Here is a 12,741-nt window from a genome sequence, read left to right on the forward strand (position 1 = left end):
CCCCGCCTTGTCCTGCTCTCTCCGAGGCGGGGGCATCGCAACAGCGGCGCTGGAAGACGGCGAGGTCACAGCGCGTCGACCGCGCTCACCTTCCAGCCGCCGGCCGTACGCGTCAGCGTCATCCGCACCCGGTTCTGGTCCACGCGGGAGCCCTGGACCTGGGTGCTCGTGGTCACCTGGTTGACGAAGAGAAGGATCACGGCCCGGTCCGCGGAGGCCGAGACCACGGACGCCGCCGGGGAGCCGCCGCCCGTGGGCCGCGCCACCGTCGCCCTGACCACCCCGTGGTACTTCCTCGCCGTCGGCCCGACCACCGTTGCCGTGGTCCTGCCGTACTGGTCGCGGAAGTGGCCGGTGAGCCGGGCGCGCGCCGCGCTGAAGTCGCGGTCCAGATGCCGGTAGTCGTACGAGAGGACGACCGGGGCCGCCTGCCGCGCGGCCGTGAGTGCCTGCCCGCGCGCCTCGTCCGCCCGCGCTCCCTCCCGGTAGCGCCACCCGAGCACGGCGACGGCTGCCAGGCCCGCAACGAGCAGGACGCAGAGGACCGCGGTGAGCAGGCGTCGCCGCCCGCGCCGCGCCCGCGTGCCGGAGCCGGGCTCGACCTCGGCCTCGACCTCGGCCTCGTCCCGCGGAGCGTCCTCGCCGAAGGACTCCGGCGACGGCTCGGGCGGATCGTCCCAGCCGCCCTCCTGCGGGGGCTCGATGAGCAGGGTGCGTCCGGCGTCCGGCGTTGCGCGCTGCACCGAGGCCTCCTCGCCGGTGGCCGACGGACCCGGCTCGCGGTGGCCGCGCTCCGCGCGCTTGGCCGCCGCGCGGGCGGCCGCGGTCATGGTGCGCCGGGTGCCGGAAGCGGCACCGGAGCCGCGGCTTCGGTTGGTCGTCTTCGCCACGGTATTGCTCCTCAAGGGTGGTACGGGTGGAGAGTGGGGCGATCAGCCGACGAACTCGACGTCGGACGTCAGCCAGCGGCCGCCCCGGTGCACCAGGTCGAGCTGCAGCCGATACGTGCGGGCCTCGCCCCTGGGCGCCGCCGTGTTGGTCACCTTGCTGTCGGCGACCACCAGGACGCGGGCCGCGTGCGCGTCGGAGCGGATGACGCCCGCTTCGAGCACCTGGCCCTCGGACACGGACTTGTTCTCCGTGACGAGCCTGGTCAACTGTGCGGTCTGCGCGGCGAACTGCTTCTTGAAGTCGCCGGTGGCGCCCTCCAGGACGTTCGCGCTGTCCCGGTCGTAGTGCCGGTAGTCGAGCGAGGTGAAGTTCAGCGCCGACTGGCGGGCCGCGGCCAGGACGTCCTGGCGCCGCTGATCCGCCTCGTGCCGGTCGTGGAGGCGGAGGCCGAGCCAGCCGGCCAGTGCTGTGCTGAGGACCGTCGCCACGACGAGTCCCACCGTCCAGGCCCTGCCCGACAGGGCGTTCATGACCCGCCTCGCGCCCCACCTCATGACATCGGTCCGACGAGCAGCCATTGCCAGGACTCCTTTCCGAATACGGTCTGCTGTCCGCCTGTCGAGCCGATCTCGACGGGCCTTCCGTCCGGACCGGTCGTAGTGCCGGTCTCGGGGTCGTACGGGGCGACGTACGCCGACTGCTGCGCGCCGCCGGAAGTGGCCCGCGCGCCGGGGGCGTTCTGCGTGCCCCGCACCGACGTCTTGCTTCCGCGCGGGGCCGTGCAGCGCGCGTCGGTGTTCGCCTCGCGCGTGCTGGTGTCCGCGGGGTCGCGCCGCGCCGTCCCGTACCCCTGGGTGCACGGCGGCGGGTCGTCGGCGTTCACCACGAGGCCGAAGTGGGTCGTGCCGTCGCCCGGCACGACCGTGTAGCTGCCCGCGACCAGAGCGGGGAAGGTGACCAGGGCCTGTTCCACGCCGGGCAGCCGGGCCAGCGTGACCTGGCCGCCGCTGATGAGATTGGCCAGCAGGACGGAGAGGCGCGGTGAGATGTCCTTCAGCAGCGAGTTCAACTCCTGCGCGGCCGGTGTCGCGTTGCCGATCAGCTTGCGCAGGTCTCCGTCGCTCGACTTCAACTGCGCGCTGAGCGCGGCCAGGTCGTGTGCGAACGACTTGATGGACGAGCCCTGGTCGGCCTGCGTCTTGAGGACCTTCCGCGAGTCCTCGATCAGCGAGACCGTCTGGGGGAGGGACCCGGACGCCGAGTCCACGAGCTCGTTGCCCGAGTCGACGAGGCGGCTCAGGTTCGGACCGGTGCCGGAGAACGCCTTGTCCAACTCGTCGACGGTGACCCGCAGATCGTCCTTGCCGACCGACTTCACCAGGCGGTCAAGGCTGAGGACGAGGTCCGTGGTGGGCAGCGGCAGGCGCGTGCGGGCGCGCGGGATGGAGCCGCCGTCGAGCAGATACGGGCCGTGTGACGTGCGCGGCTGCAGATCGACGTACTGCTCGCCCACCGCGGAACGGTTCGCGACGACGGCGAGGGTGTCCGCCGGTATGCGCTGTGTGCCGTCCTTGATGTCCAGGGCCACCGACACCCCGCCCGAGCCGGTGAGCCGCAGCGCGCCGACGCGGCCCACCGGCACTCCGCGGTAGGTGACCTCGGCGCCGGGGAAGACGCCCCCGGAGTCGGCGAAGTCCGCTCGTACGGTGTAGCCGCGGTCCAGGACGCGGTCCGCCAGGCCGGTGTACGCGGCGCCGACGTACGACACCCCGACGGCGGTGACGGTGGCGAAGGCGAGCAGCTGGGCCTTGACCATGCGGGTGATCACGGCTGAACCCCCTTCAGCATCAGCTCGGCGAGCGCGAGGTCGATGCCCTCGGGAAGCGCTCCTGGGGTGGTGTAGCTGCTGGTGCACACCGGCGGGCACAGCGGACCGCCACCTCCACCGCCTCCACCACCGCCGCCCGACGGGGCCGACGGCAGGCTCGGAGTGCTCGGGCGCGGCGTGGGAGCCGGGACATGCGGCAGATCCGGCACGTGCGGGAGGTCCGGGAGATCCGGCAGTCCGGGGGCCTGGGGGCCCTGGGAACCGCCGTGCCCCTTGCCGGGCTTGCCGGACCCGCCCGTCACATTCCCGTACAGGTCCCTCAGGTCCAGGTCCGCGGTGATCTTGAGGTTGACGTAGTCGCCCTTGACGGCGTCCACCGCGTTGCGCGGGAACGGGTAAGTGGTCAGCAGCTCAAGCGAGTTGGGCAGGTCGTCGCCCGCCTTGTCCAGCTGCTGCAGGACCGGTCGCAGCTGTCTCAGGTTCGCGACGGTGTCGTCGTGCGAGGCGTTGACCACCTTGGTGCCCGTCTTGCCGAGCTTCGACAGGGCGGTGAGCATTTTCGTCAGGTCGCGGCGCTGGTCGGCGAGGACCTTCAGGGCCGGCGGCATGGTGTCGACGGCCCGGGCGATCGTCTTCTTCTCCTTGCCGAGCCGTCCCGCGAGCCGGTCGACGGCCTTGAGGGCGCGGACGATGTCGTGGCGCTGGTCGTCCAGGCCGCCGATGAACGTGTTCAGCTCCTTGAGCAGCGACCGGACCCGGTTCTCCCGGCCGTCCAGGGCCTTGTTCAGCTCCACGGTGATCGTCTTGAGCTGGGCCACCCCGCCGCCGTTGAGCAGTGCGGACAGCGCGGACAGCACCTCCTCGATCTCCGGGTTGCGCCCGCTGCGGGACAGCGGGATGCGGTCGCCGTCGCGGAGCCGGCCCACCGGCGCGGTGCCGGGCGGGGCGGACAGCGCGACGTACTTCTCGCCGAGGATGCTGGTCTGCCGCAGCCCGGCGAGCGCGTTGGCCGGCAGCTTCACGTCGTCGGCGATCCGCAGCCGTACGCGCGCGTGCCAGCCGTCCAGCTGCACCTTCTCGACGGCGCCCACGGTGACGTTGTCGACCTTCACCGCCGACTGCGGCACCAGGTCGAGGACGTCCCGGAACTCGACGGTGACGTGGTACGCGTGCCCGTCGGAAGCGGCTCCGCCGGGCAGCTGGACGTCGTACCAGCCGTTGAACCCGCAGCCGGACAGCAGCAGGGAGCCGACGGCCACCCAGGTGACCGCCCCGGCTCTGCGCAGTGCGCTCATGCGCTCGCCCCCAGGATTCCGCCGAGCGTCCGGTCGACCGTGCCCGTGGCCGCGGGGCCCTTGGGCACCTTCGGCAGGGAGTCGAAGAGCTTCTTCAGCTCCTTGCAGTCGGGGTTCTTGCCGCCCTCGTCGCCGGTCGTCCGCAGCACGGAACACAGCAACGAGGCCGGGTCCTGGGCCTGTTGGGCGTTGTTGCGGGTGTCGAGGGTGCCGGAGGACGGGTTGTAGGCGTCGTTCAGGTTCGACAGGCCCGTGGGGGCGACGTCCAACAGCTCCTCCAGCGCGGCCCGTTGGGTGACGAGCACCTTGGTCACCTTGCTCAGGCCCTTCACGTCAGAGGTCAGCGACTTCTTGTTCTTCTTCACGAAGACCGACACGTCGCCGAGCGCCGTCCCCAGGTTCCGCAGCGCCTCCGCGAGGTCCCCGCGCTCGCCCGCCAGCTGCGCGGCGACCTCGGAGAGGCTGGTGTTGAACGACCGCACGCTCTTGTCGTCGGCCGCGAGCGCCGCCGTGAACACCTGAAGGTTCCGTACCGTGCCGAACAGGTCGGAGCGGCCGTCGGACAGGGTGGTGACGGCCTGCGAGAGGTCCTTGACCGTCCGGTTGAGGTTCTCGCCCTGGCCGTCGAGGTTGTCCGCGCTCACGCCGAGCAGCCGCGCCAGGGAGCCCTTCTTGTTGGCGCCCTTGGGCCCGAGCGCGTCGGCCGTCGTGTGCAGGCTGTCGAAGACGCGGTCCAGCTCGACCGGCACGGCCGTCCGCGTCTCGGGGATGACGTCACCGTCCCGCAGCAGCGCGCCCTTGCGGTACACCGGCAGCAGCTGCACGTAACGGTCGCTGACCACCGACGAGTTGATGATCGCGGCCTGCGCGTCCGCCGGGACCCTGCGGCCCTCCTCGTACGACAGCTCCACCCGCACCCGGCCGCCCTCCGGAGTGATCTTCTCGACCCTGCCGATGCGGACGCCGAGGACGCGGACGTCCGAGCCGGGGTAGATGCCGACGGTGCGCGGGAAGTACGCGGTGACGTGCACGGACCCGGTACGCGGCCACAGCACGTAGGTGAGCGAGGCGACGAGGGCGAGTGCGGTGACCACGGCCACGCGCTTCTTCAGGTTCTTCACCGGGTGCCTCCCGTGCGCGGCACCACCGGGGCGGCGACCAGGTTCTGGACGTAGGAGTCGAACCACCGGCCGTTGCCGAGGGTGTTGCCGAAGACCCGTACGTAGGGCGCGAGCAGCTTGACGCTCCGGTCGAGGCTCGCCTGGTTGCGTTCGAGCATCCGCACCACACGGTTCAGGCCTTTGAGCGCGGGCCCGATCTCCTTGTCGTTGTCGTCGACGAGGCCGGAGAGCTCGATGCCGAGCGTGACGGAGCTCTTCAGCAGCTTGTGGATCGCCTGGCGCCGCCTGCTGATCTCCTTGAACAGCTTGTCGCCGTCCTTGACCAGTGCGGAGAAGTCCTTGGAGTGCTCGGCGAGGACGCCCGTCACGCCGTTCGCGTGGTCGAGGAGTTCGCCGAGGGCCTGGTCGCGCGAGGCGACCGTCCGGGAGATCTTCGACAGGCCCTTGATGGACGCCCGTACCTCGGCGGGCGAGTCCTGGAAGGTGGTGGAGAGGGTGTCGAGGGCCGTGGCGAGACGGTCGGTGTCGACCTTCTCCGTCGTGGTCGTGAGATCGCTGAACGCCTGCACGACGTCGTAGGCCGGGGTCGTCCGCCTCAGCGGAATCTCACTGCCGGGCTTCAGCTGACCCGGTCCTTCGGGGCGCAGCGCGAGGTACTTCGCGCCGAGGATCGTCCTGACGCGGATCGCGGCGCCGGTCCGGGTGCCGAACGCGGGGTCGCCCTTGACCTTGAAGGTGACCTTGACGTGGTCACCGTCGAGGTCGACGTTCTCGACCTTGCCGACCTTGACGCCGGCGATGGTCACCTGGTCGCCCGGCTTGAGTCCGCCCGCCTCCGAGAAGGCCGCGCTGTACGTCTCGCCGTCGCCGATCAGCGGCAGGCTGTCGGCGTTGAACGCGGCCACGGCAAGGAGTGCGAGGACGCTGAGCCCGACGGCTCCGATCACCACGGGGTTCCGCTCGCGGAAGGGGGTGAGGTGCGGGCGGCGGATCCGTACACGGGGCAGCTTCGGCGGGTCTATGCGGACCTTGACCAGGGGTTCCGGGCGGCGGGGGCGCGGTGCCCGGCGCGGCAGCAGCCGTACCGGCGGCAGCTTCGGCAGCCTGGGCGGGTCTATCCGGACCTTGACCAGCGGTTCCGGGCGGTGCTTACGGCTCATGCGCCGCACCTCGCCCTCGCCACGTGCAGTTCGGGGGTGAGTACCTGCTTCGTCTTCGGCAGCACGATCCGGCCGTCGAAGTCGCAGAGGTAGAAGTTGAACCACGAGCCGTAGGACGCCGTCCCCGTCAGGTCGTTCAGCTTGTTCGGCAGCCTCTGCAGGACGCCCTCCACGGTCTTCTCGTTCCTGTTCAGCGTTCCGGTGACATCGGTCAGCCGGGCGATGTCGTCCTTCAGGGGCGGGCGGGCGTCCTTGAGCAGCCCCGACGTGGCGTCGGTCAGGTCGCCGATGTTCACCAGCGACTGCCCGATGGGCTTGCGGTCGGCGGACAGGCCGGAGATCAGCCGCCGGAGCTGCTTGAGCAGCCCGGAGAAGCGGGCGCCGCGCTTGTCGAGGGTCCCGAGCACGGTGTTGAGGTTGTCGATCACCGAGCCGATCAGCTTGTCGCGGCCGGCCAGGGTCGTGGTGAGCGAAGCCGTGTGCACGAGCAGGCTGTTGACCGTGCCGCCCTCGCCCTGGAGGGTCCGGATGATCTCGGTGGCGAGCTGGTTGACGTCGTCGGGGCTGAGCGCGGCGAACAGGGGCTTGAAGCCGTTCAGCAGCGCGTTGAGGTCGAGGGCGGGCCGGGTGCGCGACAGCGGGATCGTGGCGCCCGGCTTCAGCTCTGTGCCGTCGCCCGCGCCCTCGGTCAGGGCCACGTAACGCTGTCCCACGAGGTTCCGGTAGCGGACGACCGCGCCGGTGCTCCGCAGCAGCGGACGGTCCGCGCCGACCGTGAAGGTGACCTCCGCCAGCGTCCGGTCCTTGATCCGGATGCCCTCCACCTGGCCGACCCGCACCCCGGCCACCCGGATGTCGTCGCCCTTCTCCAGGCCGGTGACGTCGCTGAACACCGCGTGATACGTGCGCTCGGGCGTGAAGGAGATGTTGACGATGGTGGCGGCGAGCAGCGCCGTCGCCAGGATCGTCACCACCGCGAAGAGGCTGAACTTGATCAGCGGGGCGGCGGCCCGCCGGGCTCCCGACGTCCTCATGTGACGCTCACCGCCGTTCCGCGTGCCATCGGCCCGAACAGCAGGGTCGCCACCGGCGGCACCTCGTCCTCGGGCACGCCCAGGACAGGCGCGACGAGCGAGCCGACGGCGCGCTGCTCGGCCCGGGTGGCGGACACACCGGCCGGACCGGCCGGACTCCCCTGCTTCGACCCGTCGTCGAGATGCACCCCCGGCGCGGGCACCTGCGGATGCGGCATGCCACGGCAGTTCGGCCCCGACCGGTCGGCGTAGCGGGGATACTCGCCGGGCTGGTACGCGCCCTGCTGGCGGACCACTTCGAGCGTGATGTGCATCTTGCCGCCCTGGAATGCCTGTTCGGAGGCCTTCTCCTGGCGGACCAGGCCGGCGAGAAGGCAGGGGTACTCGGGCGCGTACCGGGCGAAGAGCCCGAGCGTCGGCCGCGAGACCCGGCCGAGGGTGATCAGCCGGTCGCCGTTCGCGCGCAGGAAGTCGTCCCCGGTGTGCGCGGCGGTGGCCGTCGTGGAGAGGGCGGCCGCGAGCCGGTCCCGCTCCTCGACGACGGTACGGCTGGTGGTCACGGTGTTGCGGAGGATCGCCATCAGGTCGGGCGCCGCGTCGCCGTACACCTCGGCGACGTCGGCGAGGCGCGCGAAGTCCTCGGTGAGGGACGGCAGATGAGGATTGAGGCGGTGCAGATAGTCCTCCACGCGCGTGAGGTTGCCGCCGATCCGGTCGCCGCGCCCTTCGAGGGCGGTGGCGAACGCGGACAGCGTGGCGTTGAGCTCGCCGGGCCGCACGGTCCGCAGCAGCGGCAGCAGGTCGTTCATCAGCTGCTGGAGTTCGATGCCGACGCGGGTGCGGTCCTGGGTGATGACGTCCCCGGCGTGGATGGGCCGCGCCGAGGCGTGCGGGGGCGCTACCAGGTCGACGTACTTCTCGCCGAACAGCGTCTTGGGCAGCAGGCGCGCGTGCACGTCGGAGGGGATGTCCGCGACGTACTGCGGATCGAGCGCGAGGTCGAGGGTCGCCTTCCGCCCGTCCGAGTGCACGGCGCGCACCTCGCCGACGAGCAGCCCGCGCAGCTTGACGTCGGCGCGCGGATCGAGCTGGTTGCCGAGGCTGTCGGCTTCGAGCGTGATCCGTACGACCGAGGTGAACACCTGCTGGTACACGGCGACGGACAGGGACAGCAGCAGCGCGAGCACCGCGAGGAACACGACGCCGTACAGCCGCAGTCTCAGCACTCTGCTCCGGCTCATCCCGCTATCCGTACGGTCGTGTTGGCGCCCCAGATCGCGAGCGACAGGAAGAAGTCCAGGACGTTGATCGCGACGATCGAGGTGCGCACGGCGCGGCCCACGGCGACACCGACGCCCGCCGGGCCGCCGCTCGCGTAATAGCCGTAGAAGCAGTGCACCAGGATGATCAGCACGGCGAAGACGAGCACCTTCCCGAAGGACCACAGCACGTCGACCGGCGGCAGGTACTGCTGGAAGTAGTGGTCGTACGTGCCCGCCGACTGGCCGTAGTAGCCGGTGGTGATGGTGCGGGCGGCGAAGTACGAGGACAGCAGCCCCACCACGTACAGCGGGATCACCGCGAGGAAACCGGCGATCATCCGGGTGGTCACCAGGAACGGCAGCGAGGGCACGCCCATGACTTCGAGGGCGTCGGTCTCCTCGCTGATCCGCATCGCGCCGAGCTGCGCGGTGAAGCCCGCGCCGACCGTCGCCGAGAGCGCGAGACCCGCCACCAGGGGAGCGATCTCCCGGGTGTTGAAGTACGCCGAAAGGAACGCCACGAAGTTGGACGTGCCGAGCTGGTTCAGCGCCGCGTACCCCTGCAGGCCCACCTCCGTGCCGGTGAAGAACGACAGGAAGGCGATGACACCGACCGTGCCGCCCACGACGGCGAGGGCGCCGCGCCCGAAGCTCACCTCGGCGAGCAGCCGCAGGATCTCCTTCTTGTAGCGGCGGACCGTGCGGCCCGTCCACGCCAACGAGCGCCCGTAGAACGACAGTTGACTGCCCAGGTCCTCCAGGGCTTTCAGCAGCGCCATCCCTCAGCCCCTCTGCGGAACGACTTGGAAGTACACGGCGGTCATCACGAAGTTCGTCACGAACAGCAACATGAAGGTGATCACCACGGACTGGTTCACCGCGTCACCCACCCCCTTCGGCCCGCCCTTCGCCGTCAGCCCCTTGTACGAGGCGACGATCGCGGCGATCGCACCGAACACCAGCGCCTTGATCTCCGCCGCCCACAGGTCCGAGAGCTGGGCGAGCGTGGTGAACGAGGCGAGATAGGCACCCGGAGTGCCGTTCTGCAGCACGACGTTGAAGAAGTAGCCGCCCGCGACACCGACCACCGACACCAGGCCGTTGAGCAGCACCGCCACCACCATCGACGCCAGCACACGCGGGACGACCAGACGGTGGATGGGGTCGATGCCGAGCACCTGCATCGCGTCGATCTCCTCACGGATCTTCCGCGCCCCGAGATCCGCGCAGATCGCCGTGCCGCCCGCGCCCGCGATCAGCAGCGCCGTGACGATCGGCGAGGCCTCCCGCAGCACCGCGAGGACCGAGGCGGCCCCGGAGAACGACTGGGCGCCGAGCTGCCGGGTCAGGCTGCCGATCTGGAGCGCGATGACGGCCCCGAAGGGGATCGACACGAGGGCCGTCGGCAGGATCGTGACGCTCGCGACGAACCACGCCTGCTGGATGAACTCCCGTGCCTGGAAGGGGCGTCGGGGCACGGTCCTGATCACGTCCAGGGCCATCGCGAAGAGGTTCCCCGACTGCCGGAGCGCCCCGGTCGGTGACAGGCTCATGCGTCCGCCGCCTCCTTGCGGTGCAGCTCGGCCTCGCGCCGCGCGATCGCCTCCCAGCGGGGCGGGCGGGTGATGCCGGGCCCGGGCAGCAGGCGCGGCGTCATGTCGTTGCCGGCGTGCCGTGCCTTGCGGTCCACGTCGCCGAGGCGCGCCAGCTCCTGCTCGACCTGCGCGGCGTCCTTCTCCTCCGCCATCCCGATCGGCCCCTCCATCCGGCCGTTCAGGAACTGCCGGACGACCGGCTCGTCACTGGTCAGGAGCTTCTCGCGGGGCCCGAACACCACCAGCTCGCGCCGGAACAACAGGCCGATGTTGTCCGGCACTTGACGGGCCGAGGCGATGTCGTGCGTGACGATCAGGAAGGTGGCGTCGATCTGCGCGTTGAGGTCGACGATGAGCTGGTTGAGGTAGGCGACGCGTACGGGGTCGAGGCCCGAGTCCGGCTCGTCGAACAGGATGATCTCCGGGTCGAGCACCAGGGCCCGCGCGAGACCGGCCCGTTTGCGCATCCCGCCGGAGATCTCGCCCGGCAGCTTCCGCTCGGCACCGAGCAGCCCGACCAGGTCCATCTTCTCCAGCACGATGCGCCGGATCTCGCTCTCGGACTTACGGGTGTGCTCGCGCAGCGGGAAGGCGATGTTGTCGTACAGGTTCATCGACCCGAACAGCGCGCCGTCCTGGAACAGCACGCCGAACAACTTCCGCACTTCGTAGAGTTCGTGCTCGCGCAGCCTCGTGATGTCCCGGCCCGCGATCGTCACGGAGCCCCGGTCCGGCTTCAGCAGCCCGACGAGCGTCTTGAGGAACACCGACTTGCCCGTGCCCGACGGGCCGAGCATGACCGAGACCTCTCCGGCGGGCAGCGTGAGGGAGACGTCCTGCCAGACGACCTGGTGGCCGAAGGACTTGGTCAGCCCTTCCACACAGATCTCGACACCCATCCGGTCCATCCTTCGCGCAGTGGAGCAGCTCCGACAACTGCTCTACGGGGAGGGACCGGGCGTCCGTCGCGGCGGACACGGATTTCTTTTCGAGAGTTCGAGAGTTTCGAGGGTTTCGGGGGGTGCTGTTCGAGGTTTCGGGAGTGCTACGGCAGTGCGGGCGTGGTCGGTGCCCCGACGGGAGCCTTCGGTACGGGCGGGAGCTTCGTCGGGACCGTGGACGCGGCCGGCGCGTCGGGGAGCCCGGGAACACGAGGCAGGCCGGACGCTCCGGGAACGCCCGGGACACCGGGCACGGACGGCACCGGTGCCAGCGAGGCGTCCGGCAGCGACGGCACGGGGAGCGCCAGCGGCGACCGTCCGTGACCGTCAGGTGAAGGGGAGGGCGTCGCGGTCGGCGTATCAGCGGGCTTCGACGTATCACCGGGCGTCGGCGTATCCCCGCGCTGCGGCGTGACCGTCCGGGCGGCGCCGTTCGGCCGCAGTGTCTCCGGGGCCGCCGCCCGCTCGGTGCGGGACACCGGCGGCCGGGACGCCGCGCCCCGCCCGTCCGCGCCGTGGACGTACGGCAGGACACACCCCGCCACCACCAGGGTCGCGGCCGTCGAGGTCATCGCCACGGCCTGTATGTGCCCGCCCGCGCGCAGCCTGCCACGCCCCCACAGGAACAGGGCCAGGCCCAGCGTCCCGGCCAGCGAGTTCCGCAGCGTCCGCCGCGCCCTGGCGAGCAGTGACTCCACGGTGCGATAGCTCAGCCCCATGCGCACGGCGACCTGGCCGACGTCGAGGTCCTCGGACTTCAGCCGCAGCGCCTCCGCCTGACGCGCGGGCAGTTCCCCGCTGCGCACGGCCAGCCACCGGGCCTCGGCCCGGTCACACACCGCCTCCTCGACAGGCACCGGACCCGGCGCGGTGAGGGTGGGGCTGCGGTGCACCTCGGCCTCGCGGCTGACCTGCCGGTACCGGTCGATGCACAGCCGCACGGTCACCGTCGTCAGCCACGCCCCGAGGCGCTCGTCGTCGAGTTCGGGGCGTTCCGCGGCGCGCAGCATCGCCTCGTGCACCGCGTCCTCGGCGTCCTCCGGGCTCATCGACCGGCGCCGGGCCACCTTGAGCAGTTGCTCGCGGTGGCTCCACATGCGCCGCCAACGGTCGTCGGCCGCTCGTATCTCCGCAGGGATGTCCGTCGCCATGAGGGCCCCTTCACGTCCGGCGGATGGCGACATTACCGCCCGGTATCCGCGGCTGTGGAGGGGGCGGGGCCCATCGAGTCCACACCGTTGCCGGAGAGCCGTCGGTCGGAGGTCGGTCTGTGGCCGGTCCGTGGTCGGTCAGGGCTCGGTCAGGGGTCGGTCAGCGGACTCCCCGGGACCCTCACCTCAGCGGATGCGACGTCCGCCCCGACGCCTCGTCGATCTCGTCGTGCGCCTTCGTCAGCATCTTCATCGCCAGCTCGTTGAGCGCCCTCGCACCCGCGATCTCCTCACCGACCCGGGGCTGGTTCGTGTCGGAGGGGTGGCGGCTGGCGTAGCCGTGGGCTCTTACCTCGCTCCCGTCGGGAAGCCGGACGAGCGCGGCGGCGCGCGTGCGGTGGGTGTCTTCCTCGAATTCCAGCTCTACATGCCATCCGACAGTGGTCTGTGCCGGCATCGCGAT

General features: G+C 71.0%; 13 protein-coding genes. All 13 read right to left on the reverse strand.

All coding sequences use genetic code 11. The features are described from left to right. Positions 1 to 65 precede the first annotated feature (65 nt). A complete protein-coding gene (locus tag EOT10_RS11450) occupies positions 66 to 890 on the reverse strand; it encodes a hypothetical protein (protein ID WP_127828012.1) in 825 nt (274 codons plus the stop codon). 42 nt (positions 891 to 932) lie between these two features. Further along, positions 933 to 1,475: a hypothetical protein gene (locus tag EOT10_RS11455; RefSeq protein ID WP_431313282.1), complete on the reverse strand. Its 543-nt coding sequence runs from the start codon at positions 1,473 to 1,475 to the stop codon at positions 933 to 935. Beyond that, complete coding sequence (locus EOT10_RS11460) at positions 1,442 to 2,719, reverse strand: MCE family protein (RefSeq protein WP_127828013.1); 1,278 nt, start codon at positions 2,717 to 2,719, stop codon at positions 1,442 to 1,444. Before EOT10_RS11460 ends, EOT10_RS11455 begins: the two co-directional genes overlap by 34 nt. Then, a complete protein-coding gene (locus tag EOT10_RS11465) occupies positions 2,716 to 4,014 on the reverse strand; it encodes an MCE family protein (RefSeq protein WP_127828014.1) in 1,299 nt (432 codons plus the stop codon). Before EOT10_RS11465 ends, EOT10_RS11460 begins: the two co-directional genes overlap by 4 nt. Beyond that, positions 4,011 to 5,135 (reverse strand): MCE family protein, encoded by a 1,125-nt coding sequence (locus EOT10_RS11470; RefSeq protein ID WP_223280930.1) that lies wholly within the window; start codon positions 5,133 to 5,135, stop codon positions 4,011 to 4,013. Before EOT10_RS11470 ends, EOT10_RS11465 begins: the two co-directional genes overlap by 4 nt. Then, complete coding sequence (locus tag EOT10_RS11475; protein ID WP_223280931.1) at positions 5,132 to 6,295, reverse strand: MCE family protein; 1,164 nt, start codon at positions 6,293 to 6,295, stop codon at positions 5,132 to 5,134. The genes EOT10_RS11470 and EOT10_RS11475 overlap by 4 nt, the downstream gene beginning before the upstream one ends. Further along, positions 6,292 to 7,329 (reverse strand): MCE family protein, encoded by a 1,038-nt coding sequence (locus EOT10_RS11480; protein ID WP_127828015.1) that lies wholly within the window; start codon positions 7,327 to 7,329, stop codon positions 6,292 to 6,294. The genes EOT10_RS11475 and EOT10_RS11480 overlap by 4 nt, the downstream gene beginning before the upstream one ends. Continuing rightward, positions 7,326 to 8,570, reverse strand: coding sequence for an MCE family protein (locus EOT10_RS11485; protein WP_127828016.1), 1,245 nt, complete (start codon positions 8,568 to 8,570; stop codon positions 7,326 to 7,328). The genes EOT10_RS11480 and EOT10_RS11485 overlap by 4 nt, the downstream gene beginning before the upstream one ends. Further along, complete coding sequence (locus EOT10_RS11490) at positions 8,567 to 9,370, reverse strand: MlaE family ABC transporter permease (RefSeq protein ID WP_127828017.1); 804 nt, start codon at positions 9,368 to 9,370, stop codon at positions 8,567 to 8,569. The genes EOT10_RS11485 and EOT10_RS11490 overlap by 4 nt, the downstream gene beginning before the upstream one ends. A 3-nt stretch (positions 9,371 to 9,373) precedes the next feature. After that, entirely contained in the window at positions 9,374 to 10,144 is a 771-nt protein-coding gene (locus EOT10_RS11495) for an MlaE family ABC transporter permease (RefSeq protein ID WP_127828018.1), read from the reverse strand. Continuing rightward, a complete protein-coding gene (locus EOT10_RS11500; RefSeq protein ID WP_127828019.1) occupies positions 10,141 to 11,085 on the reverse strand; it encodes an ABC transporter ATP-binding protein in 945 nt (314 codons plus the stop codon). Before EOT10_RS11500 ends, EOT10_RS11495 begins: the two co-directional genes overlap by 4 nt. Positions 11,086 to 11,231: 146 nt before the next feature. Further along, positions 11,232 to 12,278, reverse strand: a complete 1,047-nt coding sequence (locus tag EOT10_RS11505) for a sigma-70 family RNA polymerase sigma factor (RefSeq protein WP_127828020.1) — start codon at positions 12,276 to 12,278, stop codon at positions 11,232 to 11,234. A 181-nt stretch (positions 12,279 to 12,459) separates the two neighbouring features. Beyond that, positions 12,460 to 12,735 (reverse strand): DUF1876 domain-containing protein, encoded by a 276-nt coding sequence (locus EOT10_RS11510; RefSeq protein WP_189491441.1) that lies wholly within the window; start codon positions 12,733 to 12,735, stop codon positions 12,460 to 12,462. Positions 12,736 to 12,741 lie beyond the last annotated feature (6 nt).

It is taken from the genome of Streptomyces antnestii, assembly GCF_004005495.1.
GTDB lineage: Bacteria > Actinomycetota > Actinomycetes > Streptomycetales > Streptomycetaceae > Streptomyces > Streptomyces antnestii.